This is a genomic window from Geodermatophilus dictyosporus (assembly GCF_900115505.1).
GTDB classification, from domain to species: Bacteria; Actinomycetota; Actinomycetes; order Mycobacteriales; family Geodermatophilaceae; genus Geodermatophilus; species Geodermatophilus dictyosporus.
The window spans coordinates 441557-461100 of the sequence record NZ_FOWQ01000001.1; the positions used below are offsets into that span (position 1 = coordinate 441557).

Annotated in this window: 18 protein-coding genes and 2 pseudogenes; 8 read left to right on the forward strand and 12 right to left on the reverse strand. The window is 72.9% G+C overall.

The features are described 5' to 3' along the window. Positions 1-113: 113 nt before the first annotated feature. The 3 genes from BMZ33_RS24365 (at position 114) to BMZ33_RS02025 (ending at position 2828) form a co-directional block, all read left to right on the forward strand. The gene (locus BMZ33_RS24365) at positions 114-236 is read left to right on the forward strand and encodes a hypothetical protein (RefSeq protein ID WP_280139171.1); all 123 of its coding nucleotides are present in this window, start codon (positions 114-116) and stop codon (positions 234-236) included. Positions 237-314: 78 nt separating this feature from the next. After that, a complete protein-coding gene (locus tag BMZ33_RS02020; RefSeq protein WP_091107228.1) occupies positions 315-1115 on the forward strand; it encodes an AfsR/SARP family transcriptional regulator in 801 nt (266 codons plus the stop codon). A 36-nt stretch (positions 1116-1151) separates the two neighbouring features. Next, positions 1152-2828, forward strand: coding sequence for a phytoene desaturase family protein (locus BMZ33_RS02025; RefSeq protein WP_091107230.1), 1677 nt, complete (start codon positions 1152-1154; stop codon positions 2826-2828). A gap of 440 nt (positions 2829-3268) precedes the next feature. Here the strand turns inward: BMZ33_RS02025 and BMZ33_RS22945 are convergent, their stop codons facing one another. From BMZ33_RS22945 to BMZ33_RS24620, 9 genes and pseudogenes are all read right to left on the reverse strand, one after another. After that, complete coding sequence (locus tag BMZ33_RS22945) at positions 3269-3442, reverse strand: hypothetical protein (protein WP_169063764.1); 174 nt, start codon at positions 3440-3442, stop codon at positions 3269-3271. After that, the gene (locus tag BMZ33_RS02030) at positions 3439-4728 is read right to left on the reverse strand and encodes a glycerophosphodiester phosphodiesterase (protein WP_091107232.1); all 1290 of its coding nucleotides are present in this window, start codon (positions 4726-4728) and stop codon (positions 3439-3441) included. The genes BMZ33_RS22945 and BMZ33_RS02030 overlap by 4 nt, the downstream gene beginning before the upstream one ends. Positions 4729-5012: 284 nt before the next feature. Beyond that, positions 5013-5945, reverse strand: a complete 933-nt coding sequence (locus BMZ33_RS02035; protein ID WP_091107886.1) for a vWA domain-containing protein — start codon at positions 5943-5945, stop codon at positions 5013-5015. A gap of 66 nt (positions 5946-6011) precedes the next feature. Next, a complete protein-coding gene (locus BMZ33_RS02040; protein ID WP_169063765.1) occupies positions 6012-7085 on the reverse strand; it encodes an AAA family ATPase in 1074 nt (357 codons plus the stop codon). 3 nt (positions 7086-7088) lie between these two features. Next, positions 7089-7184: pseudogene (locus BMZ33_RS02045) on the reverse strand (SDR family oxidoreductase); the annotation flags it as partial. 19 nt (positions 7185-7203) lie between these two features. Further along, complete coding sequence (locus BMZ33_RS02050) at positions 7204-8040, reverse strand: mycofactocin-coupled SDR family oxidoreductase (protein ID WP_091107235.1); 837 nt, start codon at positions 8038-8040, stop codon at positions 7204-7206. 104 nt (positions 8041-8144) lie between these two features. Further along, positions 8145-8966, reverse strand: a complete 822-nt coding sequence (locus BMZ33_RS02055; protein WP_091107237.1) for a mycofactocin-coupled SDR family oxidoreductase — start codon at positions 8964-8966, stop codon at positions 8145-8147. A gap of 148 nt (positions 8967-9114) precedes the next feature. Continuing rightward, a complete protein-coding gene (locus BMZ33_RS02060) occupies positions 9115-9726 on the reverse strand; it encodes an SDR family oxidoreductase (protein WP_169063766.1) in 612 nt (203 codons plus the stop codon). Between the two features lie 8 nt (positions 9727-9734). Beyond that, positions 9735-9965: pseudogene (locus BMZ33_RS24620) on the reverse strand (SDR family NAD(P)-dependent oxidoreductase); the annotation flags it as partial. A 178-nt stretch (positions 9966-10143) separates the two neighbouring features. Here BMZ33_RS24620 and BMZ33_RS02065 point away from each other — a divergent pair. The 5 genes from BMZ33_RS02065 to BMZ33_RS22950 all read left to right on the forward strand — a co-directional run bounded on the left by BMZ33_RS02065 (position 10144) and on the right by BMZ33_RS22950 (position 16011). Beyond that, entirely contained in the window at positions 10144-10671 is a 528-nt protein-coding gene (locus tag BMZ33_RS02065) for an acyl-CoA-like ligand-binding transcription factor (protein WP_169063839.1), read from the forward strand. Between the two features lie 23 nt (positions 10672-10694). Further along, positions 10695-10892: a site-specific integrase gene (locus tag BMZ33_RS02070; protein ID WP_091107242.1), complete on the forward strand. Its 198-nt coding sequence runs from the start codon at positions 10695-10697 to the stop codon at positions 10890-10892. Between the two features lie 417 nt (positions 10893-11309). Beyond that, entirely contained in the window at positions 11310-12122 is an 813-nt protein-coding gene (locus tag BMZ33_RS02075; protein ID WP_136697175.1) for a hypothetical protein, read from the forward strand. An 815-nt stretch (positions 12123-12937) separates the two neighbouring features. After that, the gene (locus tag BMZ33_RS02080; protein WP_091107246.1) at positions 12938-15472 is read left to right on the forward strand and encodes an excinuclease ABC subunit UvrA; all 2535 of its coding nucleotides are present in this window, start codon (positions 12938-12940) and stop codon (positions 15470-15472) included. Positions 15473-15870: 398 nt separating this feature from the next. Beyond that, a complete protein-coding gene (locus BMZ33_RS22950; RefSeq protein ID WP_169063767.1) occupies positions 15871-16011 on the forward strand; it encodes a hypothetical protein in 141 nt (46 codons plus the stop codon). Between the two features lie 183 nt (positions 16012-16194). Here BMZ33_RS22950 and BMZ33_RS22955 read toward each other — a convergent pair whose 3' ends face one another. The 3 genes from BMZ33_RS22955 to BMZ33_RS02100 all read right to left on the reverse strand — a co-directional run bounded on the left by BMZ33_RS22955 (position 16195) and on the right by BMZ33_RS02100 (position 19518). Beyond that, complete coding sequence (locus tag BMZ33_RS22955; RefSeq protein WP_169063768.1) at positions 16195-16644, reverse strand: SRPBCC family protein; 450 nt, start codon at positions 16642-16644, stop codon at positions 16195-16197. Positions 16645-17187: 543 nt separating this feature from the next. After that, positions 17188-18618: an MFS transporter gene (locus BMZ33_RS02095; RefSeq protein WP_091107252.1), complete on the reverse strand. Its 1431-nt coding sequence runs from the start codon at positions 18616-18618 to the stop codon at positions 17188-17190. 18 nt (positions 18619-18636) lie between these two features. Beyond that, positions 18637-19518: an SDR family oxidoreductase gene (locus tag BMZ33_RS02100; RefSeq protein WP_091107255.1), complete on the reverse strand. Its 882-nt coding sequence runs from the start codon at positions 19516-19518 to the stop codon at positions 18637-18639. Between the last annotated feature and the right edge of the window lie 26 nt (positions 19519-19544).

Genomic DNA, 19544 nt, shown 5'->3' on the forward strand with positions numbered 1-19544 from the left:
GAGGAAGCGGGGGATCAGTGCGGCCGATCCCGAGACCGCCACCTGCCGCACCGCTGACCGGTGTGTGCCTCGTCCGCGTCCAGTGGGACGGTGACCGGCTCCGGTACCGGGTCGTGCTCACCCCGGACGTGAGCGTGCAGGACGCCGACGTCGTGGTGGAGTGCCGGGACCTCGACGACGCGCTGCTCGCGGTGCAGGGCTTCCTCGTGGGGTTCGGCGCTCCTGGGGTCGCCTGAGGCCGTTCGTCGGTTGTGACGGTCCGGTGACGACCTCCCTCCTACGGTCGTCCCCCTGCGACGGGCGAAGGAGTGGACATGACAACGACGCAGTCGGCGGACCTGGGGATGGACCCCCTGCCCGTGACGCTGGGGTCGGTGCTGAACCTCTTCGGCGGTCCGTACGTCTGTGTCGACGGCCGCCGCCGGGAGGTGCCGGAGGGCAGCAAGCGGCTGCTGGCCTTCGTCGCCCTCCGGCGTCGGCGCGTGGAACGCCGCTACGTCGCCGGCGTCTTGTGGCCGGACGGCAGCGACGAGCGCGCCGCGGGCAACCTGCGGTCGGCGCTCTGGCGGCTCCGCGGAGCCGACATCGACCTCCTGGCGGTGGACAACTGCTCCCTGCGCCTGCGGGACGACGTGGTCCTCGACGTGGAGTCGGTCAGCGACTGGGCCACCCGACTCATCAAGGGCACGGCACCACTCGACGAGTTGCGCGTCCTCCCGTCCTGGAGCGAGGCGCTGGACCTCCTGCCCGGCTGGTACGACGACTGGGTCCTGCTGGAACGGGAGCGGCTCCGCCAACGGATGCTGCACGCCCTCGAGGCGCTGAGCCGGCAACTGATCACAGCCGGGCGGGTGGCCGAGGCCATCGAGGTGGCGTTGACGGCGGTGGCGGTCGAACCGCTGCGGGAGAGCGCCCAGCGGGCACTCGTCGTCGCCCACCTCGCCGAGGGGAACCGGGTGGAGGGACGGCGGTGTCTGGACACCTACCGGCACCTACTCCTGCGTGATCTCGGCGTCGAGCCGGCCGACGACCTGATGGCGCTGGTGCGACCCCGACCTGTCCGACCGAGGACGACCGGCTGGGACGTGAGGCCCCGTGAGCCCGTTCCCGACTGACGAGGACCACCGACTATCGGCAGAGGAGACCCGCAGATGACGCGGTCGTACGACGCGGTCGTGATCGGTTCCGGCATCAACGGCATGGTCGCCGCCGCGGAGCTCGCCACCGCCGGCTGGACGGTGGCGCTCGTCGAGCGCAACACGCGGATCGGCGGGTTCATCGCGACGGAGGAGCGGACCGAACCGGGCTACCTGCACGACACCTACTCGTCCTGGCACCCACAGTTCGTGTCCGGGGCCGCCTACGCCGCACTCGGCACGGCCCTGCACGAGTGCGGCCTCGAGTTCGTCAACACCGAGGAGGAGTTGTGCGCCACCGCCACTGACGACGGGGAGGTCAGCCTGGCCTACCGGAGCGTGCGTCGGACGGCGGCCGGCCTCGGCTGCGGGGAGGACGGCCGCACCTACCGCCGGCACCTGCAGTGGGTCACGGACAACGCTGCTGCCATCGGCGCGCTCATGTCCGGGGAACTGCGGTCGCTGGCGTCGGTGCGCACGGCGATGGCGCTGTTCTGGTCGAACGGTGTCGACGGGTCCCAGCAGCGGCTCCGGGACGGGCTCACGAGCGGCCGGTCCTGGTGCCGGCGTGAGTTCGCCGGACCCGAGGTCGACCGGTTGTGGGTGCCGTGGCTGCTGCACGCGGGGCTGAGCCCCGACCACGCGTCCGGTGGTCTCCTGCTGCCGCTGTTCGCCGGCAACCTCCACGCCGCGGGGTTGCCCGTCGTCGTCGGCGGGTCCGGGCGCCTCGTGGAGGCGTTCCGGGAGTTGCTGCACTCCCTCGACGTCGAGGTCATGACCGGTACCACCGTGGACGGCATCGTCCTCGCGGACGGCCGCGCGACGGGGGTCACCTGTGGTGGGGAGACGATCGGAGCCGAGACGGCGGTCCTGGCCTCCGTCACGCCGACCGCCCTGTACGGCAGCCTGCTGCCACCGGGGACCGTCGAGCGCCAGATCGCCGTGGAGGCGGAGCACTTCCGCTACGGGCGTGCCGCCCTGCAGGTGCACGTCGCCCTGGATGCGCCGTTGCGGTGGCACGACGAGCGGCTGAACCGGACCCCGGTGGTCCACCTGTCCGACGGCAGCGCGAGCACCGGCGTCGCCTGCGCCGAGGCCGAGGCCGGGCTGCTGCCCGCGTGCCCCACCGTCGTCGTCGGTCAGCAGCACGTCCTGGATCCCTCCCGGGTACCGGAAGGGGCGGCCTCGTTGTGGATCCAGCTGCTCGAGATGCCGTGGGAGCCTCGAGGTGACGCGGGCGGTGAGCTGGACGTCTCCGCGGGGTGGACCCGGACGCTGGCGGACGGGGTCGCCACCCGCGCGCTGGACCGGCTGGCCCGTCACGTCGACGGACTGCGAGCCGCAGTCCGCGCCGTCGACGTGCTGCACCCGGGAGACCTGGCCGGGTACAACGTCAACGCGATCGGCGGCGACCCGTACGGCGGCGACATGCAACTGGACCAGGCCTTCCTCTGGCGGCCGCTCCCCGCCAGCGGCGGTCACGAGACCACGGTGCCCAACCTGTGGCACATCGGCGCGAGCACCCACCCCGGCGCCGGACTGGGCGGAGCCTCCGGGCACCTGGTGGCCCAGCGGCTCCTGGCGTCCCCCGGCACTGCCGGCCGTGCGCGGCTCACCGGTCCACGGCGCGTCCTGCGTGTCGTCCGTCCGGCGCGGCTCGCCCAGGCGGGCACGGGCTCACGGTCGCGCTGACCGGCAGCGGCCGAGGTCGAGCAACGCCGGGCACCCGACGAGACCTCGGGCGCACTGCTCTCAGCCGGCTGCGGTGACCGACCCGGCACCGAGGGGCTCCCGCGCGATGAGAGTGGTCGCCCAGGCCGGCGTGTCCGCGCTCGGCGGGTCGGGCGCTGCGACGTGACGGGCCAGGTGGCTGTCCCCGTCCACACCAGCACGTGCACCCCGGCGTGGACCGCGTGCGGCCGCCCTGCTCGACGGCTGACAGGACCGCGAACCACCGGAGCGGTGTCACGGGGGCCTCCGGACCCCGGACACGGAAGCGACCCGGGCTCCCGAGCTGCAGGAACACCGGGGGCGGTGCGGTGTCCGAGGGGCGACACGGTCCGCGCGCACACGCGTGAGCCCGGGCGGGTGGCGGAGCCCCTGGGCCCTCGTACACCAGACCTCCCGGTGCGTCAGGCGGTCTGGTCCGCCTCGGCGGCGGAGACGGCTTCCTCGCGACTGGGGAACGGCCCGGCGGTGCGGCCGTCGGCCCGGCACGTCCACCGGTAGCCGTCCGGGACCTGCTCGACGAGGTAGCCGTCCGGGTCGGCGGGGCCGTGGCCCGGGCGTTCGTGTGGGTCGGTCATGTGAACACCACCTCCTTGAAGCGCACACTGGCGAACGCGCTGCCCAGGTGCACGACGGGCACGGGGCGGTAGGTGGCGTCCGCCACGGTCAGAGGTCCGGTCGCCGCGTCCGTGCGCGTGAAGGTGAGTGCCGAGCCGGTGACGGTGATCCGCAGCTGGACGTAGGTGCCCGGCGTCGGCGCGGGGCCCTCCGTGGAGGACGCCAGGGTGGTGGCGACACCCTCGACGACCCGGTGGACGGCCAGGGAGCCGTCCCCGCGCAGGAGGAAGAGGTAGCCGTTGGCGCCGGGTGATGAACCGGACGACGGTCGGTACGGGTGGTCGTCGGTGCTCAGGAAGACCGACCCGCAGCACCTCCGGCTGTCCGCGCACGACCGGTCTACCCGCACGTCGAGGTGCAGCGTGAACGCCTCCGGATCCGGCGGTGCGAGGAAACCCAGGAGCGTGGAGGTGACGGTGTCGGAGACGTCGAAGCCCCAGGACGAGTCGTCCGGGTAGAACCGGCCGCGGCTGGTGTCCGGCAGCATGCCGGGCAGCCAGACCTGACGGGCGAACAGGTCCGAGGCGCGACGGCCCGCGTCCCCCGCGACGTAGAGGGGGTCGTCGGAGAAGATCGCGTCCACGCCATCGGCGATGAGGGCATCCCGCTGGTGTCGGCGGTTCACCGTGTAGCAGGCCACCTCGACCCCCGCCGCGTGTGCCGCCGAGCAGACCGTCGAGGTGACGTGGCCGGCCTCCGGGCCGATCCAGCCGATGCCCTCGGCGCAGGCCCGCGCGACGTCGGTGCTGCCGAGCCAGATGACCTCCCATCCCCGCGAGCGCGCCAGCCGGCAGTCGGCCAGGGTGAAGGACTGCAGCAGCACGGACGCCGGGCTGACACCGCGTCGCTCGAGCGCGTCGATCATCGGGCCCATCGCATCGCTGCTCTTGGCCTCGGCGCAGAGGAGGACACGGTTGCCGAACTCGATGAGCACCTCCTCGAACAGCGGAGGACGCAGCCCGTCGGGCCACCCTCCGCCGAGGATGACCGAGGCGTCGATGTCGAGCTGCTTCCAGGACACCGACGTGTGATCGGCGACGTTGCCGCTGGCGGTGGTCATGCGGTCCACGGTGCCGTCGTGCATGACGCCGAGAGCGCCGTCGGCGAGCGTCGACACGTCCTGCTCGATGACTGCCAGGCCCTGGCCCACCGCGACCCGGTAGCCCTCCATCGTGTGCTCGGGCACCTGCAGGGATCCGCCGCGGTGGGCGATGACGAACGGCCGGCTCAGGTCGGCGAAGTCCACGGACGACCCTAAGCCGCTCACCCGGGCCTGCGCGCTCCAGCGGTCGGCGGACGGCCGGTGCGGAGGAACGTCTCGTCCTGGACGGAGGAGGACCCGTGCCCCGGCAGGTCCGCCGGCTACTCGTCGCCGGAGCCGGCGCGGTGTCCCTCGGTGCGGGCGTCGTCGGCTCGGACACCCAGGGCGGCTTCGCCTGCAGTGGACGCCAGGGCATCCCGGACCGCGTCGGCCAGCCGAACAGCACGGACGGACACCCTCGTGCTGCGCTTCGTGACGAGTTGCCGGACTCAGTCGGTGAAGACGGCGGAGAGCGCTGCGGCGACGTCCCGGTGGTCGCGCACCAACCTGGCCCGGCCGCGGCCGAGCCGGGCGAGGTCGCGGCCGAGCTCGACGTCCTGCTCGCCGGAGGTGTCGACCAGGACGTCCAGCCGGGGCAGCCGCGCGGCGGTCAGCCGGGGGTCCGGTCCGGCGTTGTGCACGCAGTCGGACAGCAGCAGCACGCGGGCGTCGCGGGGCGGGACCCCGTCCAGCTGATGGGCCGCGGTGTCCAGCGCGAAGGACACGTTGGTCAGCCCCTGGGTCGGTACGCGCAGCAACAGGTCGAGGACGGCGAGCGGCGCGACCTGCTCGCCCATCCGCACCAACACCGCAGCGTCGGACCAGAAGGCGACGACGGCGAGCGAGTCGCGGGCCAGCTCGCCGGCCAGCGCCCCCACCGTGGCCGCCGCCGTCCGCACCCGCTCGCCCTTCATCGACCCCGACACGTCCACGACGAGCACGACCGAGCGCCGCTGCCGCACCCGCTCGCGCACCACCAGGTCGGTGCCCTCCGGGTACGGGATGCCGACGATCGCCTCGAGGGTGCGCTCCAGGTCCAGCTCGTCGGAGCCGCCGCTCCAGGACAGGCTGGCCAGCTCGCCCACGCCGCGCCGGGAGCGCTGGTCGCGCGGCGGGCGCGGCACCGAGAGCCGGCGGGCGATCTGCCGCGCGCGTGCCCGGGTGAGCTGGTCGGCCCCGCTCTCGGTCGCCAGGTCGGCCAGCGTGATGAGGTCGGCCGGTTCGTCGGTCGTGCCGGACGCGGTCCCGCCGGCCCGGGTCGCCGGCGTCCGCGTCCGCCGCCGGTCGCCGGAGCTGAGTGCCATGCCGCCGCCGCCGCGGGAGGGCTCGTAGAGCGTCGGCTGCTCGGTGAGCTGCTTGGGCCTCCGCCGGAGTGGCCGCATCCCCCGGGTCCGGCTCGCACCCGGGCGGTCGCGGCGGGTCACCGGGGAGTCGGCGTCGACGGCTCTTCAACCGGGTTCCGCCGCCGCCGGGTGGAGCAGGAAGTGGTCCTGCCAGATCTCCCGGAGCACCGTCTCCGGCGTCGTCTCGAGCGTCTCGTCGAGGAACACGCGGCCGGACAGCGCCAGCAGCATCGCGTCCAGGACGATGTCGGTGTACTCCTCGGGCAGCCCGCGCGGCGGCGCGACCGACGGCTCGTCCGGCAGCGGCACGTCGCGGATCGCGGCCAGCTGGGCGGCGATCAGCGCGACGTCGATTGCGCCCCGCACGCTGCTGCCCTGCCGCAGGTCCTCCCGCTCCCGGGTGGCCCGGGTGAGCGCCACCGCGTCCGCGATCAGCCGCGGCGACGGCAGCCCGGTCCGGCGGCCGACGATGCCCCGCTCGGCCTCGGCATCCTGATAACCGATCACCAGCCGGCACAGCCGGTCGTGCACCGACGTGGACAGCCGGGTGGTGCCGATCGTGTCGTAGGGGTTCATCGAGGCGATGACGCGGAAGCTGGCCTGCGCCTCGACCGTGCCGACCCGGGGTACCGCGATCCGCCGCTCGGCCATGGCGGTGAGCAGGGTGTTGAGGGTGTCCTCCGGCGCCCGGTTGAACTCCTCGACGTAGAGGAAGCCGCCCGAGCGCATCGCCTCGACCAGCGGCCCGGCCACGAAGTTCTCCGGGGAGTAGTCCTCGCGCAGCACCCGGGCGGGGTCGTGGTGCCCGACCAGCCGAGTGGGAGTGAGGTCGGCGTTGCCCTCGACGAAGACCAGCGGGATGCCCCACTCGGCGGTGATCGAGCGCAGCAGCGTCGACTTCGACGTCCCCGGCGGACCCTCGAGCAGGACGTCGCGGCCGGCGGCGACCGCGGCCAGCAGCAGGTCGAGCTCCCCGGTGCGGCCCACGAGGTGGCGAGCGACGCGGGTGCGGATCGCGCGGACGTGCGCGCCGTCGTCGAAGGTGACCCGGTGGCCGGTGACGACCGGATCGTCGTCGGTGGCATGCGGAGTGTGCTCGGTCAGGACGTGCTCCTCGGAAGAGGGGGGCGCGCTCTCGGCACCGGGAGCCCGGTCCTGGCGGTACCGAGAGCGCGGCAAGGGCTACGTGAGGGTGTACCCGGCGTCCACCGGGAGAGTCACCCCGGTGATGTACCGCGCCTCGTCGGAGACGAGGAACAGGATCGCGGTCGAGATGTCGACCGGACGCGTCCGGCCATCACCTGATCACCGACCCCGCGTCGATCGGCAGCTGGACCCCGGTGACGTAGCGCGCGTCGTCGCTGACCAGCCACAGGATCGCGTTGCTGATGTCGACCGGCTCCACCCACTGGATCGGCAGCGCGTTGAGGCTCTGGAACGCCTCGCCGACGTCGTCCCGGGTGACGTCGGCCGGCGCCTTGTCCGGCCGGAAGGCGGCGTAGGTCTGCTCGTTGTGGATCATCGTGGTGTCCACCGAGGTCGGGTGGACCGAGTTCACCCGGATCATGTGCGGCGCCAGTTCGTTGGCCAGGGTCTTCACCAGTCCGACGACGCCGTGCTTGGCCGCGACGTAGTGCGCCAGGTTGGCCAGGCCCTTGATGCCGGCGGTGGAGCTGGTGAGCACGATGGCTCCGCCGCTGCCGCTCGCCTTCAGGTGCGGGACAGCGGCCCGCACCGTCTTGAACACCCCGGTGAGGTTGATGTCGATCATGTCGTCCCACATCTCGTCGGTCATCTCCTCGACCGGCGCGAAGCTGGCGATCCCGGCGTTGGCCAGCACGATGTCCAGCCGGCCGAGTTGGGCGACGCCGTCGTCGACGGCGGCCTTGAGCGCGGCGCCGTCCCGGACGTCGGCCTTGGTGGCGACGATCCGGCGGTCGAGCGCCTCCACCTGGCGGACCGTCTCCTCCATGTCTTCCTGCGTGGCCAGCGGATACCCCACCGTCGCGACCGTGTCCAGCAGGTCGACGGCGATGATGTCCGCGCCCTCCTGCGCCAGCCGGACGGCGTGGCTGCGGCCCTGGCCGCGGGCCGCACCGGTGATGAAGGCGACCTTGCCCTCGAGCTTGCCCATCGTGGTTCCTCCTCGTCGAGTCCGCCGCGTACGGGTGCGGGCATGCAGGGTGCCGGGAGCCGTGCGGCAGGACCAGCCCGCCGTACGCCCGGAGCGTGCGGTGGCTAACGCACGGTGAATCCGGCGTCGACGGGCAGCGTCACCCCGGTGATGTACCTGCCCTCGTCGCTGTCCAGGAAGGCGATCGCGTTCGAGATGTCGGCCGCCTCGAGGATCTCGACCGGCATCAGGTTGGCGAGCATGCCCGCGGCCTCGGGGTTCGACTCGATCCACTTCCCGATCACGTCGTTCACGACCATCGGGGTCGCCACGCCGGTGGGGTGGACGGTGTTGACCCGGATGTTGTGCGGCGCCAGCCAGTGGGCGAAGGTGCGCATCAGCCCGACGACGCCGTGCTTGGCCGCCGCGTAACCCGAGGTGGCTCCACTGCCGTCGCCGCCCCGGCCGGTCAGGCCCTGGGTGGAGCTGGTCAGCACGATCGCCCCGCCGTCCCCCTGCTCGATCATCCGGGGCGCGGCGACGTGCACCGTGTTGTAGACCCCGGTCAGGTTGACACCGATGACCTCGTCCCAGGTCCGGTGCACATCCAGCTCGGGTCCCCCCTGCTGGGCGATCCCGGCGTTGGCCAGCACGATGTCCACCCGGCCGAGCTCCGCGACGCCCGCGTCGAGCGCGGCCTGCATGGCCGAGACGTCCCGGACGTCGGCCTGGCTGCTGACGATCCGTCGGTCGAGCGCCTCGACCTGCTTGGCGGTCTCGGCCAGATCTTCCGGTGTGGCCATCGGGTAGGCGACCGTCTCCAGTTGCGCACAGAGGTCGACGGCGATGATGTCCGCGCCCTCCTGCGCCAGCCGGACGGCGTGGCTGCGGCCCTGGCCGCGGGCCGCACCGGTGATGAAGGCGACCTTGCCCTCGAGCTTGCCCATCGTGGCTTCCTCCCATCACGGAGCCCTGTGTGACCTGCGTCGCAGGTTATGGCACCAAGTGTCACAACGCGAGTGGTCGGATGGCGCAGTGTCCGGCCCGTCGGGCGGGCGGCTCACCTGACCGGTGCGGTGTCGATCTCGGGGAGGGTCACGTGCCCGGCGTCGGCCGGGATGGTGACCCCGGTGACCTTCGCGGCGAGGTCCGGGCGCAGGTGGTGGCGTGCGCCCGGCCCCGACCCCGCGCGCCGAAGGTGATGAGCGCGACCTCGCCGTCGAGCACGCCCGTGGTCGTCCTCCTCGTGTCAGTGGTGGGTGGGGCGGCTCGGAGCTGGCCGCCGGCGTCCACCACGTGGGTGGTGCCGGTGACGTAGCGGCCGTCGTCCGAGACCAGGTACAGAACGGCGTCGGAGATGTCGACCGCATCGATGGCCGGCACCGGCATCTCGTCGAGAGTCAGCGCGGCCTCCTCGAAGTCCGCACGGGTCGGGTGCTCCAGGTCGGGCCGGAAGAGCCGGTACGTCGGCTCGTTGAGGATCATGTCGGTGGCCACGGTCGTCGGGTGGATGGTGTTCACCCGGGTGTTCTGCGGGGCGAGCTCCTTGGCCAGCACCTTCGCGAGCACGACCAGTCCGGCCTTGGCTGCGGAGTAGTGCGCGGTGCCGGCGTTGGCGTAGATCGCGGCCAGCGAGCTGGTGATGACGACCGAGCGCCGCGACCGCCTGCGATGACGTGTGGCACGGACGCCCGCGGCGTCTTCCACACCCCGGTGAGGTTGACGTCGATCATGGTGGACCAGGTCTCCTCGTCCATCTCCAGGCTCGACGCGGGGGTGGAGATGCCGGCGTTGGCCAGCACGATGTCCAGCCGGCCCAGCTGCGCGACGCCGTCCTCGACGGCCCGGGTGAGTCCGGCGAGGTCGCGGACGTCGACCTCGGCCGCGCGGCCCCGGTGATGAAGGCGACCTCGCCCTCGACTCGCCCCACGGCGATCCCCGTTCATGAACCGGCCCCGCCCACTGACTGTGATCTGGGCCGCAGGTTATGGCACTCTGTGCCAGAAGTGGAGGGGCGAGCGGTGCCCGGATGAGGGGGCTGCCGGGGTGGCGGAACAGGGGCGAGTGGCGAGTGGCGACCGGGGCGGCAGGCCGGCGGTCACCAGCGCCCATGAGCTGGCGGCCGTGGCGCAGCGGCTGTTCGTCGCCCACGGCTTCGACCGGACCAGCGTGGACGACATCGCGGTGGCGGCCGGGATCAGTCGGCGCACCTTCTTCCGCTACTTCCCGACCAAGGCCGACGTCTGCTTCGCCGACTCACCGGCGGAACTCGCCCGGCTGCGGGAGGGGCTGTCGGCGGCCGACCCTCGCGAGTCCTACCGCCCAGCCGTCGTGCGAGCCGTGACGGCGGCCCTGCGCTTCCCACCAGGGGAGCGGGAGTGGGCGTTGCAGCGGGCGCAACTGGTACTGGGGGTGCCGGTCCTGCAGGCCCACGCGACGCAGGTCTACGCGCAGTGGCGGGCGGCGGCCGCCGAGTTCGCACGAGGCAGGCAGCCCGGCGACGACGTGTTCCCCGTGGTCGTCGGGCACGCGGTGCTGGCGGCCACCCTGGCCGCGCACGAGTACTGGATCACCCACCCGGCCGGCGACCTGGAGGATGCCCTGGCCCAGATGCTCGACCTCCTGCTCCCACCCGAGCCACCCCCGACCTGACTCTGCACACCTCGAGGCACCCGGTGTCCCGAAGCGACCGGCTGCACGACCTGCGCCACACCCACGCCGCCCTGCTGCTCGCCGACGGTGTGCCGGTGAAGGTCGTCTCCGAGCGCCTGGGGAACGCCAGCGCCACCAGCACGCTCACCGTCCACCAGCACGTGCACCCCGGCATGGGCCGCGAGGCCGCCGACCGCTTCGCCGCGCTCCTCGACGGCTGACCGGACCGTGGAGTATCGAACTGGTATCACGAGGCCTCTTCGGCCCCGGACACGAGAGCGCCCCGGGCTCCTGACCTGCAGGAACAGCGGGGCGATGCTGTGTCCGAGGGGCGACCCGTCACATACGCACACGACTCGACGGCTGGCGATGAGCCGTCAGCTGGTGTCCGAGGGGAGTCCGTACCTCCGCACACGGCCACGGACGTGCTGCCGGGCCTCCGATCGGAGCCGGGTGACGTGCGGGGCTCGGAGAGGTCGGGGCCGGCGCAACCGGGGCGCGCCGGCGGGACGCGTTCCGGTGACGTGCCGTCTGTCGGCCGAGGCGCCAAGCGGACAGCGAGGCAGCGGTCCATGCCATCCCTCGTGTGGCGCCAGCGGAGAGCCGGGGGACCTCGTCGACGGCGCGTTCTCAGGTCTGTGCCGGGCTGGCTCGCGCCGCCAGCGACGGGTGCGATGGTGGCAGCATCCGGCGACATGGACGCCCCTGCGCCGCACCGCTTCGTCGCCCGTGTCATCGAGGAGGCCGAGAACAAGATCCACGATGACGGCGTCGCCCGGCGGTTCGGCTTCTCTGGCGCGCTGGTGCCCGGGGTGGAGCTCTTCGCCCGCACGACCACGCCTTTGGTGGCGGCTTGGGGAGAGGAGTGGCTGTCCGGCGGGCGGGTCGATCTGCGCTTCCGTCGGCCGGTCTACGACGGCGAGGAGTTGCTCGTCGACGTGACCGGTGGCCAGCTGACCGTCACCGGCGCGGACGGTGAGGTGCGCTGCCTGGGCTCGACCGGTCGCACGGGGGACCGCCCCGACCTCGCCGGCTTCGCGGAGGTGTCAGCCGCCGGCGAGCCAGTGATCGACCCGGTCGCCGGGCCGTTCGGCAGCGTCCACGAGGCCGGCACCGTCGAGGAGAACGAGTGGTACCTCGATGCGATCGGCGAACCGTTGCCGCTGTACCGGGAGAGGTCGTGGGCGCATCCCGGTCTGTTGCTGCGCCTGGTCAACGAGCTGCTCATGCACAACGTCGCCCTCGGACCGTGGATCCACACCTCGAGCGACTGCACCTTTCTCGGCATCGTCCGGCTGCCTGCGCAGATGACCGTGCACGGACGCGTCACCGACGTGGGCCGGCGCGGCCGGCACGAGGAGGTCCGCTACGACGCTCTGGTCCTGGCCGACACCGAGCCCGTGCTGCACGTCCACCACACCGCGCTCTACCGGCTCTCCACCACGGCCTGACGCCGGCCGGTGGTCAGCCGTCGGACCGTGAGGCACGACGGGCGCGCTCGGGGCGGACGACCGGGCGGCAGGAGGGGCCCGCGGCGCGTCGACGGGCTGTCCTGCACTGCCGGCGCTCCCGCGTGACAAGCTGGGTGCTGCGGCTGCCACCGGAGGAAGGCCCGCAGCGTCATCGCGCCTCGTCCACCGTGTGGCGTCGGTGGCGAGCAGGCAGCCGGACTTCGCCGTCGGGTCCGGTGAGGACGGCGGCGCCCGGCACGTCGACCAGGAGGCCGGCGATGAGCACCGGTGTCGCCCCGTAGGTGGCGCGACGTGGTGCGGCTGCGCGCAGACGGTCCGGCAGCTCAGCCGCCGGGTGATGGCCTGGGTGCTCCGGAGGCCTGCACGACTACGTCCCGGGCTTCTGACCTGCAGAAGACCGGGACGAGGCGGTGTCCGAGGAAGGACCCGGTACGTGCGCAGACGGTTCTGACCGAGCTGTTCGACTGGTCTCGACCGAGCCTCGCAGTGTGGATCGACCGGCCGCCCGGGAGTCCGAGGCGGGTGACGTGCGCGGAGCGGGCGTCGTTGCGCGGTCGCTGGCAGGGGGGACCGCACAGCCACTTCCGCCCCCGTCGTGGCGGTGACCGGTGCGACGCCGGCGTCGCGCGTGTGCCGGACGAGGAGCCGGCGGGTGACCCCGCGCTGCCCCGCTGGCGACGCCGGCTCGGGTGACGTCCCGCTCGGTGCCCGCACCGACGGTCCGGGCAACGCCGGCGTGACCGGGTGTGTGCCCCGCGTGCCCCTCCGGCCCGGGCGCGGGTCAGGCTGGAGCCATGACCGACGAACCGGGCCGCGCGTCCTCGCCGACGGACCGGTTCGTCCGGGTGCGCGGCGCCCGCGAGCACAACCTGCGCAACGTCGACGTCCACGTGCCGCGGGACGCCCTGGTCGTCTTCACCGGCGTCTCCGGATCCGGGAAGTCCTCGTTGGCCTTCGGCACGATCTACGCGGAGGCGCAACGCCGGTACTTCGAGTCCGTGGCCCCGTACGCCCGGCGGCTCATCCACCAGGTCGGCGCACCCGTCGTCGACGAGATCACCGGGCTTCCGCCGGCGGTGGCGCTGCAGCAGAGTCGGGGCACCCCCAGCAGCCGGTCCACCGTCGGCACCGTGACGACGCTGTCCAACTCGCTGCGGATGCTGTTCTCGCGCGCCGGCACCTACCCGCCGGGGTCGACCGGCCGGCTGGACTCCGACGCCTTCTCGCCCAACACCGCCGCCGGCGCCTGCCCCGAGTGCTCCGGTCTCGGCAGGGTGCACCTGGTGACCGAGGACAGCCTGGTCCCCGACGCATCGCTCAGCATCCGGGACGGCGCGATCGCCGCCTGGCCGGGGGCCTGGCACGGCAAGAACCTGCGCGACATCCTGGTCGAGCTCGGCCACGACATCGACCGGCCGTGGCGGGACCTGCCGCGAGCCGAGCGCGACTGGATCCTGTTCACCGACGAGCAGCCGGAGGTCACCGTGCGCCCCGTCCGCGGGGTGGGTCAGGTCCAGCGCGACTACCAGGGCCGGTACACCGGCGCACGGGCCTACGTGCTGCACACCCTGGCCAACACCAAGAGCCCGACCATGCGGCAGCGGGTCCTGCGGTTCGTGCAGACCTCGACCTGCCCGGTCTGCTCGGGCAGCCGGCTGCGGCCCGAGTCCCTGGCCGTCACCGTCGGCGGCCGGAACATCGCCGAACTGGCCGCCCTGCCGCTGGCCGCGCTCGTCGAGACGCTCCGCCGGGTACCGCAGGCGACCGACGTCGCGGCGCGGATCACGGCGGACCTCCTCGGCCGGATCGAGGTGCTCACCGTGTTGGGCCTCGGTTACCTCAGCCTGGACCGTACGACCCCGACCCTGTCGCCGGGCGAGCTGCAACGGCTGCGGATCGCGACCCAGCTGCGGTCGGGGCTGTTCGGCGTGGTGTACGTCCTGGACGAGCCATCCGCGGGGCTGCACCCGGCCGACGCCGAACCGCTGCTGAAGGTCCTGGACCAGCTGACCGCGGCCGGCAACTCCTTGTTCGTCATCGAGCACGACATGGCGCTGGCCCACCGCGCCGACTGGATCGTCGACGTCGGCCCGCTGGCAGGGGAGCAGGGCGGCCGCGTCCTCTACAGCGGGCCCGTCGCCGGCCTGTCCCACGTCGATACCTCGGTGACCCGGCGCTTCCTCTTCGACCGGGAGCCGCCGATCGGTCGGCCGCGACGGCAGCCCGCGGGGCAGCTGCGCCTGGGTGGCATCGACCGGCACAATCTGCGCGACGTCGAGGCAGGGTTCCCGCTCGGGGTCTTCACCGCGGTCACCGGCGTCTCCGGCTCGGGCAAGTCGACGCTGGTCAGCCAGGTGCTGGCCGATGTCGTCTCCCGGCGGCTCGGCTCACCCGCGACGGCCACGGACGGCGCCGACGACGCCGGTGACGACCCGACTGCCGACCCGGACGACGTCGTCCAGGACACCGCGGGGGTGACGGTGCAGCTCGAGGGGCCTGCGGCCGTCGACCGTCTCGTGCGCGTCGACCAGAAGGCCATCGGCCGGACCCCCCGGTCCAACCTGGCCACCTACACCGGGCTCTTCGACGCGGTGCGCAAGCTCTTCGCGGCCACCGAGGAGGCCCGCAGGCGCGGCTACGGCGCCGGGCGGTTCTCCTTCAACGTGGCCGAGGGGCGCTGCCCGACGTGCCAGGGCGAGGGCTTCGTGACCGTGGAGCTGCTCTTCCTCCCCGGGACGTACTCGCCCTGCCCGACCTGCCACGGTGCGCGGTACGACCCCGAGACGCTGGAGATCACACACCGCGGCAAGAACATCGCCGAGGTGCTCGACCTGACCGTCGACGCGGCCACGGACTTCCTCGCCGACCTCGCGCCGGTGGCCAAGAGCCTGCGCGTGCTGCAGGAGGTCGGTCTGGGCTACCTGCGCCTCGGACAACCGGCGACGGAGCTGTCCGGCGGCGAGGCGCAGCGGGTGAAGCTGGCCAGCGAGCTGCAACGGGCCCGACGGGGGCACACGCTGTACGTTCTCGACGAGCCGACCACCGGGCTGCACCCCGCTGACGTGGAACTGCTGATGCGCCAGCTCCACCAGCTCGTCGACGCGGGCAACACCGTGGTGGTGGTGGAACACGACATGGACGTCGTCGCCGACGCCGACTGGGTCATCGACCTGGGTCCTGGAGCCGGTGACCAGGGCGGCAGGATCGTGGCCGCCGGCACGCCGGAACGGGTGGCCACCGCGCCGGAGAGCCAGACCGCCCGCTTCCTCGCCCCCCGGCTACCGAGGGCGGAGCCGACTCCGTCGTCGGGCCGCTCGGCAGTCCGGTGAGACCGCCTCCGGCCTGACGCGGCCGGTCACGACCGCGTCCGCCGGCCGGTCGCCGTCGACCTGGTCCGGGACGCCGCCCTGCGTGAGAGGTCGTGCGCGTGGCAGCTGCCCTCCGCATCGTGAGGGCCGGAGGAACCGACGTCCGTGATGGGCCAGTTCGTCGTGGGGCAGCCGGCCACCCGTGCATGGGCATCGACGAAGGTCAACGTACTGGCTGCGTTCGCAGGTCATCGGTCGGTCGAGCCGATCCACCGGCCTGCGGTTTGGCGGCCGTCCTCCCAGCGGACGTCCGACCACGAGACCTCGGCGTCTCCGACTCGGAGGGCGCCCCCGGGTTCAGCGTCGGCGCCCGAGAGAGCGACTCCCTCATCGTGCGTGTCCACCCGTCCTTCGAATCGGTGGCGGATCGGCCACGGGCGGGGGAGGAGGCGCCCTACGACTTCTACGTCTACAACGTGCCGCTCCAGGTCCGGCGCGAGGAGTTGCTCGCCGCCGCACAGGCGTGGGACGAGGACAACAGTCCGTTCCCCGAGCGGTAGGTGTTCGACACCAGTCAGAGTCGGCGAGACGACTCATGAACGACGACAGGACGCCCACCGCGTGGGCGCCCTGACGTGCGCGCCGGCCCGGCGCAGTATCCGCAGTGCGGTCGACAACTTCCCCGTGCCGCTCCCTCCAGTCAGTGCCACCGTCTCGCCGTGCCGGACAGCCAGCCGAGCCGGTCAGTGGGGCGCTCGCCCCTCGACGTGCCGTTTGATGGAGCGAACGCTGGCACGCATCGTCTTCTCGAACCGTGGTCGCATGAGCGGCAGGAGCAGGTTCAGCGGCGGCTTGGCCCGGGTGTCGATCACCAGGAGCAGGTGTGTTCCGCCGGCCGCGCCAGGAGAACAGCGCACCTGCTGCTCGAGCCGGAACGGCGCCATGTCGACGACGGCGGCGAAGTGACTGTCCGGCTGGTACTCCGTGACGGTCATGACCCCCTCGGTCTGCTTGCCGCCGTCACTCCGGACGAGTCGGGCGGTCGCCCCCTGGTGCATGGGGCCGGGTGAGGTCGGCGTCATCTCGACGACTGAGGGGTCCCACCTCGGATGGTTGTCGAAGTGCTCGGTGGCCACGAACCGGAAGACCTCGGACGGCGCGGCGTCGATGTCCTCTTCCGCTTGCAGACGCACGGGTCCTCCTCGGCCTGCGACGGAGGCGACCACTCTCGGCCGCGTCGCGAGTCTGATCGCCCGACGTGATCCCGGCGAGCCCTTCCTGCCTGCGCCCGTGCGAGGCCGCCATGCAGCATGCGTGCGGGCAGGGCGGCCCGGGCAGGGCGGCCCGGGCAGGGCGGCCCGGGCGCGGGTGTCCAGGCGCGGGTGTCCAGGCGCGGGTGTCCAGGCACGGGTTGTCCCGCCCCTGTCGTCGACGAGTGGCAGCCCCGACGGCGACGGTGCTGGGCAGGACGTGCAGGTCAGCATCCCTACTGACCTCCTCGACCGGAGGACAGTGGTCGAGCGGACCACTGCGCTCGTGCACGCTGCCCTGTGCAGACAGGTGTGGCCGCCCACGGCACGGCTCCAGCTCCTTCGAGGTCCGTGCCTCCGCCCCGGGAGGTGGGGGCGAGTCCACCACCATGCGGATGACCATGGGTCTCGATCGGCCGACGTCGGGCACCGTCACCGTCAAGCCCTAGGCCCAGCACCTCGCCCCCTGGCGGAGGTTTCCTGGGGCTACGCCACACCGGCGACGGGGGTCGTTGCTGCCTCCTCGCTCGGAGTCGCCCGACCGATGTCCCGGGGCATGCGCGCGGCGGCGACGGTCGCCGTCAGGACGAGGAGGGCCGCGCCGAGGAAGCCCGCCCGGTAACCGGACGCCAGGCTCGCCGCCGTGGGCGCGGTGGTGACCGCGGCCGCGACCCCGGCGAGCGCCGCGAGGCCGATCGCCGGTCCCAGCTCCTGGGAGGTGTTGAGCAGACCGGAGGTGAGGCCCTGCTCCTCCGGAGGCACGCCGGTGGTCGCGGCGATGAACATCGGGGCGTAGCTGATCCCGCTGCCGACCGCCATCGCCAGCAGGCCGGGCAGGACGTCGGTCCAGTAGCCGCCGTCATCCGGCACGCGGCTCAGCCACAGCATGCCGACCGCCATCAGTGCCATGCCGACGACGAGCGGCGGACGGGCGCCGACCCGGGTCACGACGTTCCCCGAGAACGGCGTGATGAGCAGGATGAGGACGGTCAGCGGGGCGAAGGCCAGACCGACCGCCAGCGCTCCGTGGCCGACGACCACCTGGAGATACAGCGAGGTGAAGAACAGGCTCGTGGTCAGAGCTGCCGAGCTGAGTGCCAGCGCCGCGAAGCCGGAACGGACGCCGGCCCGCCGCAGCAGCCCGAGGTCGACCAACGGTGCGCTGCTGCGCCGCTGCCGAACGGTGAACCCGGCCAGCAGCACGGCGGCAGCGGACAGGGCGACGACGACCGCGGACGTGAGCCCGTGCTGCGGCAGCCAGGTCACCGCGAGCACCGCGGGGACCAGACCTCCCGACAGCAGCACGGCCGCCACCCCGTCGAGCCGCGTCCCGGCGCGTTCCCGGTACTCGGACAGCAGTGCCGTCGCCGCGACGATCGCCAGCACGCCCACCGGCACGTTGATGAGGAAGACCGACCGCCAGCCGGCGACCTCGGTCAGGACCCCGCCGATCAGCTGGCCGGCGATGGCACCACCGGCGCCGACCGCTCCCCACACGCTGAGGGCGCGGTTCCGGGCGGGGCCCTCCTCGAAGCGGATGGTGAGCAGGGCCAGCGCGGTGGGCGAGATCATCGCGGCGCCGATGCCCTGCACGGCCCGGGACGCGATGAGCTGCCAGCCGGTCTGCGCGAGGCCGGCCGCCAGCGACGCGAGGGTGAACACGGTGAGGCCGGCGAGGAAGATCCGACGGCGTCCGTGGACGTCACCGGCGCGACCGAATGCCACGAGCAGGCTGCCGAAAGCCACGGTGTAGGCGACCGCGACGAACTGGAGGGCGCCGTCGGGCACCTCCAGGTCCGTCCGGATGGAGGGCACGGCGACGTTCACCACGACGACGTCCAGGATCAGCATGAACTGCGCGGTGCAGAGGAGGGCCAGGGCGAGGACGTCGCCGCGGCGGGTGCGAGGGGTTGTCATGGCGGGCTCCTGTGAGGATCACGGGGCGGTTGCTGCGATGTGCCGGCCCCAGTGCGGCCGGCGGCCGTCGACGTCGGTCAGGCCGTACTCCTCGGCCAGGTCCCAGCTGGTGTGGACGAGCCCGGCCCGGGCGGCGATGTCGGGATCAGCGGCCAGGGCGGCGACCGCCCGGCCGACGAAGCGCGGGGTCTCGGAGGAGGCGAAGTGCGGATCCCGCCGGGCGCCGTCGCGCCAGTCGGCCTCGGTGACCCCGAAGATCTCGAGCATGGCCTCCGAGCGGAGGAAGCCCGGCGTGACCGCCAGCACCGTCACCCCTTGCGGCCTGAGTTCCTCCGCCATGGCGAAGGCCAGGCGGTTGACCACCGTCTTGACGAGGTCGTAGCCGAGGCTGCCGCGGTAGCCCTCGCCGGTTCCGTCAGTGACCTCGACGACGAGGCCGCGGTGCTGGTCCAGCATCAGCGGCACGAGGTGCTGGCTGGTCAGCAGATGGGTGACGACCGCCTGCTGCCACAACTGCTGCACCTTGCCCAGGTCCAGGCGCCAGAACGGCGTGTCCCACTCGGTGAGGGGATCGCCGCCCCAGACGTCGTTGACGAGCACGTCGAGTCGGCCGTGGTCGCGCCGCACCCGGTCGGCCAGCGCAGCGACGTCCTCGGACCGGGAGTGGTCCACCCGCAGCGCGATCCCGCTGCCGCCGGTGGTGGTGACCAGCTCGGCGGTCTCCTCGATGGTCTCGGGGCGGTTCATCGGGGAGCGCCCGTGCCGGGTGCTGCGGCCGGTGACGTAGACGGTGGCGCCGGCGGCGCCCAGCTCGACGGCGATTCCTCGGCCTGCTCCCCGCGTGGCGCCGGCGACGACGGCGACCTGTCCGGCGAGGGGTCGGTTTCGTGTCCTGTCCATGGAAGACCTCCCAGCCAAAGTAAACA

Bases quoted from the DNA above. Each gene is read 5' to 3' on its own strand.
- BMZ33_RS02020 (WP_091107228.1), top strand. From the start codon at position 315: ATGACAACGACGCAGTCGGCGGACCTGGGGATGGACCCCCTGCCCGTG.
- BMZ33_RS02025 (WP_091107230.1), top strand. From the start codon at position 1,152: ATGACGCGGTCGTACGACGCGGTCGTGATCGGTTCCGGCATCAACGGC.
- BMZ33_RS22945 (WP_169063764.1), bottom strand. From the start codon at position 3,442: ATGACCGACCCACACGAACGCCCGGGCCACGGCCCCGCCGACCCGGAC.
- BMZ33_RS02035 (WP_091107886.1), bottom strand. From the start codon at position 5,945: ATGCGGCCACTCCGGCGGAGGCCCAAGCAGCTCACCGAGCAGCCGACG.
- BMZ33_RS02050 (WP_091107235.1), bottom strand. From the start codon at position 8,040: ATGGGCAAGCTCGAGGGCAAGGTCGCCTTCATCACCGGTGCGGCCCGC.
- BMZ33_RS02055 (WP_091107237.1), bottom strand. From the start codon at position 8,966: ATGGGCAAGCTCGAGGGCAAGGTCGCCTTCATCACCGGTGCGGCCCGC.
- BMZ33_RS02080 (WP_091107246.1), top strand. From the start codon at position 12,938: ATGACCGACGAACCGGGCCGCGCGTCCTCGCCGACGGACCGGTTCGTC.
- BMZ33_RS02095 (WP_091107252.1), bottom strand. From the start codon at position 18,618: ATGACAACCCCTCGCACCCGCCGCGGCGACGTCCTCGCCCTGGCCCTC.
- BMZ33_RS02100 (WP_091107255.1), bottom strand. From the start codon at position 19,518: ATGGACAGGACACGAAACCGACCCCTCGCCGGACAGGTCGCCGTCGTC.